The organism is Streptococcus sp. 3167, from assembly GCF_013277175.1.
GTDB classification, from domain to species: domain Bacteria; phylum Bacillota; class Bacilli; order Lactobacillales; family Streptococcaceae; genus Streptococcus; species Streptococcus pseudopneumoniae.
In genome coordinates this window covers 1-17,357 of record NZ_VMML01000011.1, presented here as the reverse complement: position 1 = coordinate 17,357, position 17,357 = coordinate 1, and the positions used below count along the sequence as shown (strand labels likewise).

The 17,357-nt window shown below is 42.2% G+C and carries 16 protein-coding genes and 1 pseudogene; all 17 read left to right on the top strand.

The window, feature by feature from the left end; all coding sequences use genetic code 11:
* Positions 1-35 precede the first annotated feature (35 nt).
* The 17 genes and pseudogenes from nrdR to HT678_RS01655 all read left to right on the top strand — a co-directional run bounded on the left by nrdR (position 36) and on the right by HT678_RS01655 (position 17,072).
* Positions 36-509, top strand: coding sequence for a transcriptional regulator NrdR (nrdR, locus tag HT678_RS01725; protein ID WP_001203672.1), 474 nt, complete (start codon positions 36-38; stop codon positions 507-509).
* On the top strand, positions 510-1,679 hold the full coding sequence (locus HT678_RS01720) for a replication initiation and membrane attachment family protein (RefSeq protein ID WP_172924546.1): 1,170 nt from the start codon (positions 510-512) through the stop codon (positions 1,677-1,679).
* The gene (gene dnaI / locus HT678_RS01715; protein ID WP_000446507.1) at positions 1,680-2,576 is read left to right on the top strand and encodes a primosomal protein DnaI; all 897 of its coding nucleotides are present in this window, start codon (positions 1,680-1,682) and stop codon (positions 2,574-2,576) included.
* Positions 2,573-3,286 (top strand): NADPH-dependent oxidoreductase, encoded by a 714-nt coding sequence (locus tag HT678_RS01710; RefSeq protein WP_000140813.1) that lies wholly within the window; start codon positions 2,573-2,575, stop codon positions 3,284-3,286. The genes dnaI and HT678_RS01710 overlap by 4 nt, the downstream gene beginning before the upstream one ends.
* A gap of 13 nt (positions 3,287-3,299) precedes the next feature.
* Positions 3,300-4,610, top strand: a complete 1,311-nt coding sequence (der, locus tag HT678_RS01705; protein ID WP_001207696.1) for a ribosome biogenesis GTPase Der — start codon at positions 3,300-3,302, stop codon at positions 4,608-4,610.
* 80 nt (positions 4,611-4,690) lie between these two features.
* Positions 4,691-5,026, top strand: a complete 336-nt coding sequence (locus HT678_RS11400) for a hypothetical protein (protein ID WP_000681324.1) — start codon at positions 4,691-4,693, stop codon at positions 5,024-5,026.
* A 31-nt stretch (positions 5,027-5,057) separates the two neighbouring features.
* On the top strand, positions 5,058-5,849 hold the full coding sequence (locus tag HT678_RS01700; RefSeq protein ID WP_050389830.1) for a hypothetical protein: 792 nt from the start codon (positions 5,058-5,060) through the stop codon (positions 5,847-5,849).
* Positions 5,842-6,483: a hypothetical protein gene (locus tag HT678_RS01695; protein WP_050389831.1), complete on the top strand. Its 642-nt coding sequence runs from the start codon at positions 5,842-5,844 to the stop codon at positions 6,481-6,483. Before HT678_RS01700 ends, HT678_RS01695 begins: the two co-directional genes overlap by 8 nt.
* A gap of 3 nt (positions 6,484-6,486) precedes the next feature.
* Positions 6,487-7,137: an ATP-binding cassette domain-containing protein gene (locus HT678_RS01690; protein ID WP_050389832.1), complete on the top strand. Its 651-nt coding sequence runs from the start codon at positions 6,487-6,489 to the stop codon at positions 7,135-7,137.
* Between the two features lie 10 nt (positions 7,138-7,147).
* A pseudogene (locus HT678_RS11870) lies at positions 7,148-7,434 on the top strand (hypothetical protein).
* A gap of 145 nt (positions 7,435-7,579) precedes the next feature.
* Positions 7,580-10,093 carry a preprotein translocase subunit SecA gene (gene secA / locus HT678_RS01685; RefSeq protein ID WP_001274079.1) on the top strand — a complete coding sequence of 838 codons (2,514 nt, stop codon included), beginning with the start codon at positions 7,580-7,582 and terminating at the stop codon, positions 10,091-10,093.
* Positions 10,094-10,173: 80 nt separating this feature from the next.
* A complete protein-coding gene (locus HT678_RS01680) occupies positions 10,174-11,205 on the top strand; it encodes a 3-deoxy-7-phosphoheptulonate synthase (protein ID WP_000232197.1) in 1,032 nt (343 codons plus the stop codon).
* A gap of 1 nt (position 11,206) precedes the next feature.
* A complete protein-coding gene (locus HT678_RS01675) occupies positions 11,207-12,238 on the top strand; it encodes a 3-deoxy-7-phosphoheptulonate synthase (RefSeq protein ID WP_000864063.1) in 1,032 nt (343 codons plus the stop codon).
* Positions 12,239-12,282: 44 nt separating this feature from the next.
* The gene (gene acpS / locus HT678_RS01670; protein WP_031233486.1) at positions 12,283-12,645 is read left to right on the top strand and encodes a holo-ACP synthase; all 363 of its coding nucleotides are present in this window, start codon (positions 12,283-12,285) and stop codon (positions 12,643-12,645) included.
* Positions 12,635-13,738 carry an alanine racemase gene (alr, locus tag HT678_RS01665; protein WP_023935689.1) on the top strand — a complete coding sequence of 368 codons (1,104 nt, stop codon included), beginning with the start codon at positions 12,635-12,637 and terminating at the stop codon, positions 13,736-13,738. The genes acpS and alr overlap by 11 nt, the downstream gene beginning before the upstream one ends.
* A gap of 18 nt (positions 13,739-13,756) precedes the next feature.
* Positions 13,757-15,772: an ATP-dependent DNA helicase RecG gene (recG, locus tag HT678_RS01660; RefSeq protein ID WP_172922056.1), complete on the top strand. Its 2,016-nt coding sequence runs from the start codon at positions 13,757-13,759 to the stop codon at positions 15,770-15,772.
* A 319-nt stretch (positions 15,773-16,091) separates the two neighbouring features.
* Positions 16,092-17,072, top strand: coding sequence for an acetylxylan esterase (locus HT678_RS01655; protein WP_023940720.1), 981 nt, complete (start codon positions 16,092-16,094; stop codon positions 17,070-17,072).
* The last annotated feature ends 285 nt before the right edge of the window (positions 17,073-17,357 follow it).

Sequence of the window (17,357 nt, the reverse complement as noted above, 5' to 3'; positions counted from 1 at the left end):
GGTATAATGAAAAGAAAACGATAAGGAGGGAAAGGATGCGTTGTCCAAAATGTGGGGCTACCAAGTCAAGTGTTATCGATAGTCGCCAAGCAGAAGAAGGGAACACCATTCGTAGAAGACGTGAGTGCGACGAATGCCAACACCGTTTTACAACCTACGAACGGGTAGAAGAAAGAACCTTAGTGGTTGTTAAAAAAGATGGCACACGGGAACAATTCTCCAGAGATAAAATCTTTAATGGGATTATCCGCTCAGCCCAGAAACGTCCTGTGTCAAGTGATGAAATCAACATGGTAGTCAATCGTATCGAACAGAAACTCCGTGGTCGAAATGAAAATGAAATTCAAAGTGAGGACATTGGGTCACTCGTCATGGAGGAGTTGGCTGAATTGGACGAGATTACCTATGTACGTTTTGCTAGTGTCTATCGTAGTTTTAAGGATGTCAGTGAGTTAGAGAGTCTGCTCCAACAAATCACCCAGTCCTCTAAAAAGAAAAAGGAAAGATAAATGAAGCCAATTGACCGTTTTTCTTATCTAAAGAATAATCGGGTGTCGCAAGATACCTCATCTCTGGTACAGTGCTACCTCCCGATTATCGGTCAGGAGGCACTGAGCCTTTATCTTTATACAATCAGTTTTTGGGATAATGGCAGAAAGGAATATCTCTTTTCAAGTATTCTCAACCATCTCAACTTTGGGATGGACAGATTTTTAAAATCCTTGAAAATCTTATCGGCTTTTAATCTCTTAACCCTCTATCAAAAGGGGGATGTTTATCAGCTAGCCCTCCATGCTCCTCTTTCAAGTCAAGATTTCTTGGAGCATCCTGTGTATCGCAGACTTTTGGAGAAGAAGATTGGTGATGCCGCTGTGGAGGATTTGAAAGATGAAAGTGCTGAGGGTGAAGAAATACCTGTCTCACTCAATCAAGTCTTTCCAGACTTAGCAGAACTGGGAAGTCAAGAAGACCTTAGTCTCAAGAAGAAAGTGGCCAACGATTTTGACTTGGATCATTTTCGTCAGCTTATGGCTCGAGATGGGCTTCGCTTTGCGGATGAGCAGTCCGATGTCTTAAACCTCTTTGCCATTGCCGAGGAGAAGAAATGGACTTGGTTTGAAACTTATCAATTGGCTAAGTCAACAGCTGTTTCCCAAGTCATTTCAACCAAACGCATGCGGGAAAAAATCGCTCAAAAACCTGTTTCCTCTGACTTTAGTCCTAAGGAAACAACCATTATCAAAGAAGCCAAAAGTAAAACTGCCCTGCAGTTCTTGGCAGAAATCAAGCAAACACGCAAGGGAACCATCACCCAAACAGAAAGAGAACTCTTGCAACAGATGACTGGTTTGGGCTTGCTGGACGAAGTCATCAATATCATTCTCTTATTGACCTTTAATAAGGTGGATTCGGCAAACATCAATGAGAAATATGCCATGAAGGTGGCTAATGATTATGCCTATCAAAAGATTCATTCGGCAGAAGAGGCAGTCTTGCGAATCCGTGAGCGTGGGCAGAAGAATCAGGCTCAAAAAAGCAGTACCCCTAGTCCTGCCAAGTCCAATGTACCCAAGTGGAGCAATCCAGATTATAAAAATGAAACCAGCGAGGAAACTCGTCTGGAACTAGAACGTAAGAAACAAGAACTATTAGCTCGATTAGAAAAAGGAGGAGATTAGATGGAAAGTGTCGGAGACGTACTCAAGCGTCAACCTAGCCGTTTTCATTATCAAGATTTGGTCCAGAAAATCATGAAGGACCCTGATGTTGCGGCCTTTATCCAGCAAGAATCCTTGACCCCAGAGGAATTGAATCGCAGTATCTCCAAGTTTAATCAGTACATCACCGAGCGCGACAAGTTTCTCCGTGGTGATACGGATTATATTGCCAAAGGCTACAAGCCGATTTTGGTTATGAATCATGGCTATGCGGATGTTTCTTATGAAGAAACTCCTGAACTAATCGCAGCGGAAAAAGAAGCGGCTATTAAGAACCGTCTCAAGTTAATCAATCTGCCAGCCAGTCTCAAGCAAGCTAGTTTGGCTCAAGTAGACTTGGATGATTTGGGGCGCTTACCAGTTTTTGAAAAGCTATTAGCCTTCGTGGAGCAATATCCAGCTATTCGAAAAGGTCTTTACTTATATGGAGACTTTGGTGTGGGTAAAAGTTTCATGGTGGCTGCCTTAGCCCATGATTTGTCAGAAAAACGTGGTGTTTCCTCCACTCTCCTCCACTATCCTAGTTTTGTCATCGATGTCAAAAATGCTATCGGTGATGGCAATGTTAAGACCTTGGTAGATGAGATTAAGCTTTCTGAAGTCCTGATTTTAGATGATATTGGTGCCGAGCAATCAACAGCTTGGGTGCGGGATGAAATCCTGCAAGTCATTCTCCAATATCGGATGCAGGAAAACTTACCGACCTTTTTCACTTCCAACTTCAACTTTGAAGACTTGGAGCTGCATTTCGCTAAAGGGAAGCATGGAAATGACGAAACCTGGGAAGCCAGACGCGTCATGGAACGCATCCGTTATTTGGCTGAGGAGACTCGTTTAGAAGGAGTAAACCGTCGATGACAGAAACCATTAAACTGATGAAAGCTCATAAGTCTGTTCGAAGATTTAAGGAGCAAGCCCTCCCTCAGGAAGACTTGACTGAAATCCTGACAGCAGCCCAGATGGCCTCGTCTTGGAAGAATTTCCAATCCTACTCTGTGATTGTGGTACGAAGTCAAGAAAAGAAAGATGCTCTGTATGAATTGGTACCTCAAGAAGCTATTCGCCAGTCTGCTGTTTTCCTTCTCTTTGTCGGAGACTTGAACCGAGCAGAAAAGGGAGCCCAGCTTCATACCGATTCATTCCAACCCCAAGGTGTAGAAGGTCTCTTGATTAGTTCAGTCGATGCGGCTCTTGCTGGTCAAAATGCCCTGCTGGCAGCTGAAAGCTTGGGCTATGGTGGTGTCATTATTGGCTTGGTGCGTTACAAATCAGAAGAAGTGGCAGAGCTCTTTAACCTGCCTGACTACACCTATCCTGTTTTTGGGATGGCACTGGGTGTGCCAAATCAAGAACATGAAGTTAAACCTCGCTTGCCATTGAATCAAGTGGTGTTTGAGGAAGAATATCAGGAACAAACAGTTGATGTGATTGAGGCTTATGACCGTGTACAGGCTGACTATGCTGGGGCGCGTGCGACCACAAGCTGGAGTCAGCGTCTAGCAGAACAGTTTGGTCAAGCTGAACCAAGCTCAACTAGAAAAAATCTTGAACAGAAGAAGTTATTGTAGAAAGTGAGAAATTATGGCCCTACCAACTATTGCCATTGTAGGACGTCCCAATGTTGGGAAATCAACCCTATTTAATCGGATCGCTGGTGAGCGAATCTCCATTGTAGAAGATGTCGAAGGAGTGACACGTGACCGTATTTATGCAACGGGTGAGTGGCTCAATCGTTCTTTTAGCATGATTGATACAGGAGGAATTGATGATGTCGATGCTCCTTTCATGGAACAAATCAAGCACCAGGCAGAAATTGCCATGGAAGAAGCAGATGTTATCGTCTTTGTCGTGTCCGGTAAGGAAGGAATTACCGATGCAGACGAATACGTAGCCCGTAAGCTTTATAAGACCCACAAACCAGTTATCCTCGCAGTTAACAAGGTGGACAACCCTGAGATGCGAAATGATATCTATGATTTCTATGCCCTCGGTTTGGGTGAACCACTGCCTATCTCATCTGTCCATGGTATCGGTACAGGGGATGTACTAGATGCGATTGTGGAAAACCTTCCAAATGAATATGAAGAAGAAAATCCAGATGTCATTAAGTTTAGCCTGATTGGTCGTCCAAACGTTGGAAAATCAAGTTTGATCAATGCTATCTTGGGCGAAGACCGTGTTATTGCTAGTCCTGTTGCTGGAACAACTCGTGATGCCATTGATACCCACTTTACAGATACAGATGGTCAAGAGTTTACCATGATTGATACGGCTGGTATGCGTAAGTCTGGTAAGGTTTATGAAAATACCGAGAAATACTCTGTTATGCGTGCCATGCGTGCTATTGACCGTTCAGATGTGGTCTTGATGGTCATCAATGCGGAAGAAGGCATTCGTGAGTACGACAAGCGTATCGCAGGATTTGCCCATGAAGCTGGTAAAGGGATGATTATCGTGGTCAACAAGTGGGATACGCTTGAAAAAGATAACCACACTATGAAAAACTGGGAAGAAGATATCCGTGAGCAGTTCCAATACCTGCCTTACGCACCGATTATCTTTGTATCCGCTTTGACCAAGCAACGTCTCCACAAACTTCCTGAGATGATTAAGCAAATCAGCGAAAGTCAAAATACACGTATTCCATCAGCTGTCTTGAACGATGTCATCATGGATGCCATTGCCATCAACCCAACACCGACAGACAAAGGAAAACGTCTCAAGATTTTCTATGCGACCCAAGTGGCAACCAAACCACCAACCTTTGTCATCTTTGTCAATGAAGAAGAACTCATGCACTTTTCTTACCTGCGTTTCTTGGAAAATCAAATCCGCAAGGCCTTTGTTTTTGAGGGAACACCGATTCATCTCATCGCAAGAAAACGCAAATAAAAAGTAGAATCTGGAATGACATTTCCAGATTTTTTTGATATAATAAAATAATAGAAAACGCTATCAAAAAGGAGGTATCGATGAAACATTTGTTTAAATTTATAATCTTATTGCCCTGGTTTTACTTTTTCAATTGGATTGAAAAGGATAATAGAGAAAGTAAATTTTTCCCAATTTTTTACTATTTTTACTGGTTTTACATCCCCCTCTATGCTCTTTTTAGCCTTGCTTGGACAGTTATTTCAGTTCTGTTTTTCAATATCGTCTTGAGAAATTTGACAGATATCAAGTTATGGGGCATTTGGTTTCTTTTTATTCTGCTAGCTATTGGTCTGAATAGGTTAACTTATTCTTGTTTCAAAAAAATGCTTAGACTAAGAAAGGAGTTAGGGAAGTCTAAAGCGGGGAGGCATTGATTTATATCGGTTTTTTAATAGGAGGTGGCTTATGAAGATTCCTCTCTTAACTTTGGCAAGGCATAAATTTGTTTATGTCTTGCTTACTTTGCTTTTTCTTGCTTTGGTTTATCGTGATGTTTTGATGACTTATTTCTTTTTTGATATTCATGCGCCCGATCTAGCTAAATTCGATGGACAAGCAATTAAAAATGACTTATTAAAATCAGCATTAGATTTTCGTATTCTCCAGTTCAATCTAGGTTTTTATCAATCATTTATTATTCCAATCATCATTGTTTTGCTAGGTTTTCAATATATTGAGCTGAAAAATAAAGTTTTACGATTGAGTATTGGAAGAGAAGTGAGTTATCAAGGGGTAAAAAGAAAGTTGACTTTGCAAGTTGCAAGTATCCCTTGTGTGATATATTTAGTGACTGTGCTGATAATTGCAATTTTAACTTATTTCTTTGGGACTTTTTCTCCTCTTGAATGGAATTCTCTATTTTCTGATGGGAGTAGTTTACAAAGGCTCCTAGATGGAGAGATAACAAGCTATTTGTTCTTTACTTGTGTCCTACTAATCGGTATTTTCATCAATGCAGTCTATTTTTTAAAAATAGTTGATTATGTGGGGAATGTGACTCGTTCGGCAATTGCCTATTTGATGTTTCTTTGGCTTGGTTCTATGTTACTCTATAGTGCCTTGCCTTACTATATGGTTCCTATGACGAGTTTGATGCAAGCTAGCTATGGGGATGTCAGTTTGATGAAACTCTTTACTCCTTATATCCTTTATATTGTCCCTTATATGGTGCTTGAAAAATATGAAGATAATGTTTAAGAATTTTAACAATATTTTGCTAAAGAGAAAGATCGTTTTACTACTTCGTATAGTTCTGATGATGATTTTGATAAACTATCTATTGTCAACAGCGGTTCAAAAGCAGGATGTTTTTCTCTTTTTCAAGAGAGAATTGATTTCAATCTTTTCCTATAATGACTATTCTGAAGTGAATTTAGAAATCCCCAAACTCTTGTTAAACCTTTCGCTTTTCATGGTAGGATGGCTCTCTGTCATTTTGCTTGAAAGTGATTTGGCAGACCATTACCATCACTTGATTCGCTATCAATCAAGCTCCTTTTTCGATTATACAAGGAAACGATTGGTTGTCATCTCTAAATTTTTTACTCAAGATTTATTTGTCTGGTTCCTTGGTTTACTTCCTCTAGGAATTCATTTCAAAACAGTCGTACTTTTCTTTTTACTTGCTCAGTTAATGATGTTGTACTTGCTACTGTCTTATCTGATAGCACTGATTAGTGCGGGCGCTGGTTTTTCCTTTTTTCTCTATTTTTTAGCATTTGTGGGACAAGAATGGATGATGGATCATATTGTAATAGTATATTTAGGACTCCTAAGTTTATTGGTTATCTTGATTGTTAGTCGTTTGGAAGAGAAATTTAAGAAAGGATAAACGATGAGACTTGAAATTATAGATGGACAGAAAAATTACGCGAAAAGACCTATTTTAAATCAGTTGAATTTGGTGTTTCAATCAGGAAAAATTTATGGCCTTAAAGGTGATAATGGATCTGGCAAGACGGTTCTTTTAAAGGTACTTGCTGGTTATATTAAGCTTGACAAAGGAAAAGTTCTTCAAGATGGGGAAGTCTACGGGATAAAAAATCATTATATTCAGGATGCAGGGATTTTAATTGAAAAGGTAGAGTTTCTATCTCATTTATCCCTGAGAGAAAATTTGGAACTGTTAAGGTATTTTTCATCTAAAGTTACGGAAAAAAGAATTGCCTATTGGATTCAATACTATGATTTACAGGAATTTGAAGACGTTGAGTACCGTCATTTATCCTTAGGAACGAAACAAAAAATGGCTTTGATCCAAGCCTTTATTGCCGAACCATCTATACTCTTTCTCGATGAACCTATGAATGCTTTGGATGAGAAGAGTGTGAGGTTAACCAAACAGGTCATTTTATCTTACCTTAAAAAAGAAAATGGTCTGGTTATCCTGACATCACACATATCGGAAGATATTTCAGACCTTTGTACAGATGTATTAGTTGTCGAAAATGGGCATATACAGTATTCAAAAGATATACAAGCTTAGGAGGTAGCTTATGGTACATCTAAAATCATTTATTACACGCTATTCCAAGGTCTATATTGGTTTAGTTCTGTTAATATGGATTGCTTTCTTCTTTCTTCCTTGGGGCAGTCCGATTCTGGGGGGAAGATTGACCTCTTCAGCATATAGAAAGTCTTGCTAGTTTTTGGCATTCTGTCCATTTTGATGGCCTTGCTGTCCAAGAAAGTCAGTCTCTTTGTTTTTGGATTGATCTGCTGTCTTTCTCTTTGGATTAACTTATTTATCCTATTTGCTATTTTGCCGATTCTTGGCAATTAAAGTATCATAAAAGTCAGAGAGGTTAGCTTGAAAACTAGCCTCTTTTTCCTTTTCAAAATGGGGATTCTTCCTTGAAAATAATCAGTAATTGTGCTAAAATTAAAAGAACATTCTAAAATATTCGGAATTTAAAGTAAGGAAAAACATGGCTAATATTTTAAAAACAATTATCGAAAATGATAAAGGAGAAATCCGTCGTCTGGAAAAGATGGCTGACAAGGTTTTCAAATACGAAGACCAAATGGCTGCTTTGACTGATGACCAACTAAAAGCAAAAACAGTTGAATTTAAAGAACGTTATCAAAATGGAGAATCGCTGGATTCATTGCTTTATGAAGCATTTGCGGTTGTCCGTGAGGGTGCCAAACGTGTCCTAGGTCTCTTCCCATATAAGGTTCAGGTCATGGGGGGAATCGTTCTTCACCATGGTGACGTGCCAGAGATGCGTACAGGGGAAGGGAAAACCTTGACTGCGACTATGCCGGTATACCTCAATGCCCTTTCAGGCAAAGGGGTTCACGTAGTTACGGTTAACGAATACCTATCAGAACGTGACGCGACTGAGATGGGTGAATTGTACTCATGGCTTGGTTTGTCAGTAGGGATTAACTTGGCTGCCAAATCTCCAATGGAGAAAAAAGAAGCCTATGAGTGTGATATTACTTACTCAACCAACTCAGAAATCGGATTTGACTACCTTCGTGACAACATGGTCGTTCGTGCTGAAAACATGGTACAACGTCCGCTTAACTATGCCTTGGTCGATGAGGTTGACTCTATCTTGATTGACGAGGCCCGTACACCTTTGATTGTATCAGGTGCTAATGCAGTTGAAACCAGTCAGCTCTACCATATGGCAGACCACTATGTAAAATCGTTGGACAAAGACGACTACATCATCGATGTGCAGTCTAAGACTATTGGTTTGTCTGATTCAGGGATTGACAAGGCTGAAAGCTACTTCAAGCTTGAAAATCTCTATGACATCGAAAACGTGGCTTTGACTCACTTTATCGATAACGCCCTTCGTGCCAACTACATCATGCTTCTCGATATTGACTATGTGGTGAGCGAAGAGCAAGAAATCTTGATTGTCGACCAATTTACAGGTCGTACCATGGAAGGTCGTCGTTATTCTGATGGCTTGCACCAAGCTATTGAAGCCAAAGAAGGTGTGCCAATCCAGGATGAAACCAAGACATCTGCCTCAATCACGTATCAAAACCTTTTCCGTATGTACAAGAAATTGTCTGGTATGACGGGTACAGGTAAGACTGAAGAAGAAGAATTCCGTGAAATCTACAACATTCGTGTTATTCCAATCCCAACAAACCGTCCTGTTCAACGGATTGACCACTCAGACCTTCTTTATGCAAGTATCGAATCTAAGTTTAAAGCGGTTGTCGAAGACGTTAAGGCTCGTTACCAAAAGGGTCAGCCTGTCTTGGTTGGTACAGTAGCGGTTGAAACTAGTGACTATATTTCTAAGAAATTGGTCGCAGCTGGTGTTCCTCACGAAGTCTTGAATGCCAAAAATCACTATAGAGAAGCCCAAATCATCATGAATGCTGGTCAACGTGGTGCCGTTACCATCGCAACCAACATGGCGGGTCGTGGTACCGACATCAAGCTTGGTGAAGGTGTTCGTGAACTTGGAGGACTTTGTGTGATTGGTACAGAACGTCATGAAAGTCGTCGTATCGATAACCAGCTTCGTGGACGTTCAGGTCGTCAAGGAGATCCAGGTGAGTCACAATTCTACCTCTCTCTTGAAGATGATTTGATGAAACGTTTTGGTTCTGAACGCTTGAAAGGCATATTTGAACGCTTGAATATGTCTGAAGAGGCCATTGAGTCTCGTATGTTGACGCGTCAGGTTGAGGCAGCTCAGAAACGTGTCGAAGGAAATAACTACGATACCCGTAAACAAGTCCTTCAATACGACGATGTCATGCGTGAACAACGTGAGATTATCTATGCTCAACGTTACGATGTCATCACTGCAGACCGTGACTTGGCACCTGAAATTCAGGCTATGCACAAACGCACGATTGAACGTGTCGTCGATGGTCATGCGCGTGCCAAACAAGATGAAAAACTTGAAGCAATTTTGAACTTTGCTAAGTACAACTTGCTTCCAGAAGATTCTATTACGATGGAAGATTTGTCAGGCTTGTCTGATAAGGCCATCAAGGAAGAGCTTTTTCAACGTGCCTTGAAGGTTTATGATAGTCAGGTTTCAAAACTACGCGATGAAGAAGCAGTTAAAGAATTCCAAAAAGTTTTGATTCTACGAGTGGTGGATAACAAGTGGACAGATCATATCGATGCCCTTGATCAATTGCGTAACGCGGTTGGACTTCGTGGTTATGCTCAGAACAACCCTGTTGTTGAGTATCAGGCAGAAGGTTTCCGTATGTTTAATGATATGATTGGTTCGATTGAGTTTGATGTGACACGCTTGATGATGAAAGCACAAATTCATGAACAAGAAAGACCACAGGCAGAACGCCATATCAGTACAACAGCGACTCGCAATATCGCTGCTCACCAAGCAAGTATGCCAGAAGATTTGGATTTGAGCCAGATTGGACGCAATCAACTTTGCCCATGTGGTTCTGGTAAGAAGTTTAAAAATTGTCACGGTAAAAGACAATAAAATGAGATAGTTTAGAGGCGGATATCTTGTGAAAAGTAAATTTTTACTTGGTATCCGTTTGCTTTATAAGGAGATGACTTATGGTATTTACAGCAAAAAGTCCTAAAATAAATATCGAAGAAGTTCGTGCCTTATCAAAATTAGAAGGCCAAGCTTTGGAGAGAAAATCACAGCGCGATCAAGAGCTAGAAGCCATCATGCGTGGAGAAGACCAGCGAATTCTCTTGGTAATCGGTCCGTGCTCATCTGACAACGAAGAAGCTGTCCTTGAATACGCTAAGCGTTTGGCAGTCCTACAAGAAGAAGTGGCAGATCGTATCTTTATGGTTATGCGTGTTTATACTGCCAAACCCCGTACCAACGGAGATGGCTATAAGGGCTTGATTCACCAGCCTAACGCGACAGAAGCGCCTAGTCTTATCAATGGAATCAAAGCCGTTCGCCATCTTCACTATCGTGTCATCACAGAAACAGGGATGACAACTGCTGATGAAATGCTTTATCCTGAAAACCTTCCGCTTGTAGATGATTTGATTTCTTACATGGCAGTTGGTGCCCGTTCAGTTGAAGACCAGCAACACCGCTTTGTGGCAAGTGGGGCAGGATTTTCTACTGGTTTTAAAAATCCAACCTCTGGAAATCTCAATGTCATGTTTAATGGGATTTATGCTGCTCAAAACAAACAAAGTTTCCTTTTCTTAGGAAAAGAAGTAGAAACAACTGGGAACCCGCTTTCACACGCTATTCTTCGTGGTGCTCTTAATGAGTATGGTAACAATATTCCCAACTACTATTATGACAATTTAATTGAGACCATTGCCCAGTATGAGAAAATGGGCTTGGAAAATCCTTTTATCATCATTGATACCAATCATGACAATTCTGGTAAGCAGTATATTGAACAGATCCGAATTGTCCGCCAGACCTTGATTAACCGTGCTTGGAATGAAAAAATTAAGCAGTTCGTTCGTGGTTTTATGATTGAGTCTTATCTGGAAGATGGTCGACAAAATGAGCCAGAAGTATTTGGTAAGTCTATCACAGACCCTTGCTTGGGTTGGGATAACACAGAAGCTCTTGTCAGAGAAATTTACAAAACGTTAGGAGAATAAGATGGCATTTATTGAAAAAGGTCAAGAAATCGATATGGAAGTCATTAAGGCTGAAACCCAATTGTCTGCGGAAGCCTTGAGACTCAAGGAAAGCCGTGACAGGGAATTGGCAGACATTATTTCAGGGGAAGATGACCGTCTCCTTTTGGTAATTGGTCCTTGCTCTTCTGATAATGAAGAAGCTGTCTTGGAATATGCCCGCCGCTTGTCAGCCTTGCAAAAGAAGGTAGCGGACAAGATTTTCATGGTTATGCGCGTTTATACTGCTAAGCCTCGTACCAACGGAGACGGCTATAAAGGGTTGGTTCACCAGCCAGACACTTCTAAGGCTCCAAGCCTGATTAACGGTTTGCAGGCTGTGCGCCAGTTGCACTACCGAGTGATTACAGAGACTGGTTTGACGACGGCAGATGAGATGCTTTATCCGTCAAATCTAATTTTGGTGGATGACTTGGTCAGCTACCATGCTGTTGGAGCTCGTTCTGTGGAAGACCAAGAGCACCGCTTTGTGGCTTCTGGGATTGATGCACCAGTAGGGATGAAAAATCCAACCTCAGGAAATTTGGGTGTTATGTTTAACGCCATCTATGCTGCTCAAAATAAGCAAACCTTCCTTTATCATGGGCAGGAAGTTGAGACTTCAGGTAATCCTTTGTCCCATGTCATCCTCCGTGGAGCAGTTAACGAGTATGGCAATTATATGCCGAATTACTACTATGAAAACCTACTCCAAGCCATTGAACGCTATGAAACCATGGGACTTGAAAATCCCTTTATCCTCATTGATACCAACCATGATAACTCAGGCAAGCAGTATATGGAGCAGATTCGAATTGTTCGCCAGACCTTGCAAAATCGTGATTGGAATGAGAAAATTAAAAAGACAGTTCGAGGATTTATGATTGAATCTTACCTAGCAGATGGTCGTCAAAACCAACCAGAGGTCTTTGGCTGCTCTATTACAGATCCTTGCCTAGGTTGGGAAAATACAGAGGCTTTGGTAGAAGAAATCTATGCTACCTTGGCAGAATAAGTGAAAAGGATGGAGTTGGGGAATCTCAACTCCTTTTGATGAGAATGATAGTTGGACACGGAATTGACATCGAAGAATTGGCTTCGATAGAAAGAGCGGCTGCACGACATGAAGGCTTTGCCAAGCGCGTGCTGACAGCCAAGGAAATGGAACGGTTTAACAGTCTTAAAGGGCGCAGGCAAATCGAATATTTGGCTGGTCGCTGGTCGGCTAAAGAAGCCTTTTCCAAGGCCATGGGAACGGGAATTGGCAAGCTCGGTTTTCAGGATTTAGAAGTCTTAAACAATGAACGCGGGGCGCCTTATTTTAGTCAGTCACCATTTTCAGGAAAAATTTGGCTATCTATCAGCCATACCGATCAGTTTGTGACAGCCAGTGTCATTTTGGAGGAAAATCATGCAAGCTAGTCCGCATAGACCAACCAAGGCTCTGATTCATCTGGGAGCTATTCGACACAATATTCAGCAAATGGGGGCTCATATCCCTGAGGGGACACTCAAGTGGGCAGTGGTCAAAGCCAATGCCTATGGGCATGGGGCAGTAGCTGTTGCCAATGCGATTCAAGATGATGTCGATGGCTTCTGCGTTTCCAATATTGATGAAGCTATTGAACTCAGACAAGCTGGACTCAGCAAGCCAATCCTCATTTTAGGAGTTTCTGAGCTAGAAGTTGTTGCTCTAGCTAAAGAATATGACATCACCTTGACAGTGGCTGGACTGGAGTGGATTCAAGCACTCTTAGATAAGGAAGCGGACCTAACTGGATTGACAGTTCACCTCAAGATTGACTCAGGGATGGGACGGATTGGTTTTAGAGAGGCTAGTGAGGCTGATCAGGCTCAAGACTTGCTCCAACAACACGGTGTTCGTGTTGAAGGAATCTTTACCCACTTTGCGACTGCTGATGAGGAATCAGATGACTATTTTAATGCCCAGTTAGAACGGTTTAAAACCATTCTATCAAGTATGAAAGGTCTTCCAGAGCTGGTTCATGCCAGTAATTCGGCAACGACCCTTTGGCATGCAGAGACTATTTTTAATGCGATCCGTATGGGAGATGCCATGTATGGTCTTAATCCTAGCGGAGAGGTCTTGGATTTACCCTATGACTTGATTCCAGCCTTGACCTTGGAGTCTGCTCTGGTTCATGTCAAGACAGTTTCAGCTGGAGCTTGCATGGGCTACGGGGCGACCTATCAGGCAGATAGCGAGCAGGTCATCGCGACCGTGCCAATCGGCTATGCAGATGGATGGACAAGAGACATGGAAAATTTCTCTGTCTTGGTAGATGGCCAAGCTTGCCCAATTGTCGGCAGGGTTTCGATGGACCAAATCACTATTCGATTGCCTAAGCCTTACCCACTCGGAACCAAGGTAACCTTGATTGGCTCCAATGGGGATAAGGAAATCACTGCAACTCAGGTAGCGTCCTACCGTGGGACTATTAACTATGAGGTGGTTTGTCTTCTCAGCGACCGCATTCCGAGAGAATATGATTAGAAAAGAAAGGAGTGGAGCATGAATCTACATCAACCCTTGCATGTCTTACCTGGTGTGGGACCAAAGTCAGCAGAAAAATACGCCAAACTAGGAATTGAAAATTTGCAAGATCTCTTGCTCTACTTTCCTTTCCGTTATGAAGATTTTAAGACTAAGCAGGTGCTAGATCTGGAAGACGGTGAAAAGGCAGTTCTTTCTGGTCAAGTCGTGACTCCTGCCAGTGTCCAGTATTATGGTTTTAAGCGCAATCGCCTGCGTTTTAGCCTCAAACAGGGAGAAGTCGTTTTTGCGGTGAACTTCTTTAACCAGCCTTATCTAGCTGATAAGATAGAGTTGGGAGCAACTCTTGCTGTCTTTGGAAAATGGGACCGCGCTAAGGCTAGTCTGACTGGGATGAAGGTTCTGGCTCAGGTAGAAGATGACCTCCAGCCTGTCTATCGTCTGGCTCAGGGAATCAGTCAGGCCAGTCTGGTCAAAGTTATCAAGACAGCCTTTGATCAGGGACTGGACCTCTTGATTGAGGAAAATCTTCCCCAGTCTTTGCTGGACAAATACAAACTCATGTCCCGTTGTCAGGCTGTTCGTGCCATGCATTTCCCCAAGGATTTGGCAGAATACAAGCAGGCTCTTCGCCGTATCAAATTTGAGGAACTCTTTTATTTTCAAATGCAATTGCAGACGCTCAAGTCTGAAAATAGAGTTCAGGGAAGTGGTCTGGTTCTGAATTGGTCTCAGGAAAAAGTGACAGTAGTTAAAGAAAATCTACCTTTTTCCTTGACCCCAGCTCAAGAAAAGAGTTTACAGGAAATTTTGACAGACATGAAGTCGGATCACCACATGAATCGTCTCTTGCAAGGGGATGTGGGGAGCGGAAAAACGGTGGTCGCTGGCTTGGCTATGTTTGCGGCAGTGACAGCTGGCTACCAATCAGCCCTCATGGTACCAACAGAAATTCTCGCAGAGCAACACTTTGAGAGTCTACAGAGTCTCTTTCCAGACCTAAAACTGGCTCTCTTGACAGGTTCCTTAAAAGCTGCAGAAAAGAGAGAAGTCTTGGAGACCATTGCCAAGGGTGAGGCTGATTTGATTATCGGAACCCACGCTCTGATTCAGGATGGAGTGGATTATGCTCGCCTTGGCTTGATTATCATCGATGAACAGCACCGTTTTGGTGTGGGGCAAAGGCGTATTTTACGGGAAAAAGGCGACAATCCAGATGTCCTCATGATGACGGCGACTCCCATTCCACGGACGCTTGCCATCACAGCCTTTGGAGATATGGATGTTTCCATTATCGACCAGATGCCAGCAGGTCGGAAGCCTATTGTGACGCGCTGGATCAAACATGAGCAACTAGCTCAGGTTTTGACTTGGTTAGAGGGGGAAATCCAAAAAGGTTCTCAAGCCTATGTCATCTCTCCTTTGATTGAAGAATCAGAAGCTCTAGATTTGAAAAATGCCATTGCCTTATCAGAAGAGCTGACGGCTCATTTTGCAGGTAAGGCAGAAGTGGCTCTTCTACATGGTAAGATGAAGAGTGACGAAAAAGACCAGATCATGCAGGATTTCAAAGAGAGAAAGACGGATATTCTGGTTTCGACGACGGTTATCGAGGTTGGGGTCAACGTTCCTAATGCTACGGTCATGATTATCATGGATGCCGACCGTTTCGGTCTCAGTCAGCTTCACCAGCTTAGAGGTCGTGTCGGTCGGGGGGACAAGCAGTCCTATGCTGTTCTCGTTGCCAATCCCAAGACTGATTCTGGGAACGACCGCATGCGCATCATGACAGAAACGACCAATGGATTTGTCCTGGCCGAAGAAGATTTGAAAATGCGTGGTTCAGGTGAAATTTTTGGAACCAGACAGTCAGGACTCCCAGAGTTTCAAGTAGCTGATATTATCGAAGATTTTCCGATTTTAGAAGAAGCCAGAAAGGTTGCTAGCTACATTAGTTCTATTGAAGGCTGGCAAGAGGATCCAGAGTGGCGCATGATTGCCCTTCATTTGGAAAAGAAAGAACATCTGGATTAAGCTTTCTCTAAGGAAAACTTAAGCTAGCTTTCAGGTTTGACCCTTATACTAGAGTCATCAAAAAGAAACGAGGACTCTCATATGACAGTAACGATTAAAGTAAATTACCAAACTACTTTCCAAAAGAAAGAAGCAAAAAACTAAGATTGAATAAAGGAAGAAGAGCGAAATGCTCTTTTTTCGTTTCTAAAACTACTTTCAGTCAATAGGCTTGAAGGAGGAAAAGCTAAATTCACTTTCTATTTATCCTTCTTTCTTGCATTGCTTTCTTAGATGTGCTACAGTTGTGGTAGCGATTACAAAATAAAAGGAGCATGCTATGAAAAATCCAGCTTTGTTAGAAGAAATGAAGACTTATAAAGGCAGGGACGAGGTTCCGGAAGATTTTGATGCTTTCTGGGATGAGGAAGTGAAAAAAGTTTCCACGCTTCCAGCCTACCACTTGGAGGAAAGAGATTTCCACATTCCTCAAGTCAAGTGCTATGAACTAACCTTTGAAGGAAGCAATGAAGGCAAGGTCTATGCACGCGTCGTTCTTCCAAAGAGTGAGGAGAAGGTTCCGCTAATCTTCCATTTCCATGGTTATATGGGACGTGGTTGGGATTGGGCCGACATGCTGGGCTTCACCGTAGCTGGTTACGGTGTTGTTTCCATGGATGTTCGAGGCCAGTCGGGCTATTCACAAGACGGTTTGCGTTCTCCTCTAGGAAATACGGTTAAGGGACATATTATCCGTGGTGCTGTGGAGGGTCGGGATCACCTCTTTTATAAGGATGTTTATCTGGACATTTACCAGTTGGTTGAAATTATTGCTAATCTGCCTGAGGTAGATGAGAAGCGTCTTTCTAGCTATGGTGCCTCTCAAGGTGGTGCTCTAGCTTTGGTTGCAGCAGCGCTCAATCCTCGAATTCAGAAAACAGTTTCCATCTATCCCTTCTTGTCAGACTTCAGACGGGTGATTGAGATTGGCAATACTAGTGAGGCTTATGATGAACTTTTCCGTTATTTCAAGTTCCACGATCCTTTTCATGAAACAGAGGAGGAAATCATGGCGACCCTTGCCTATATCGATGTCAAAAATCTTGCCCATCGTATCCAAGGTGAGGTTAAGATGATTACGGGCTTGGACGACGATGTTTGCTATCCCATTACCCAGTTTGCGATTTACAATCGTTTGATCTGCGATAAGGCTTATCGCATCATGCCTGAGTATGCCCACGAAGCCATGAATGTTTTTGTCAATGACCAGGTTTATAACTGGCTCTGTGGGAGTGAGATTCCTTTCAAATATCTAAAATAAGGAGTCGACTCTAGGCACAAAATCTTAAAAATCACAAACACGCATAGTATCAGGTGTTGAACAAGCTTGATACTATGCGTTTTATAGTGGGAATATTTATAGAATTTTTTGTTGCTAGCTTTGTCAAATTGCTTAAAATAATTTTTTCAGAAAGCAAAAGCCGATACCTATCGAGTAGGGTAGTTCTTGCTATCGTCAGGCTTGTCTGTAGGTGTTAATACTTTCCAAAAATCTCTTCAAACCACGTCAGCTTCGCCTTGCCGTAGGTATGGTTACTGACTTCGT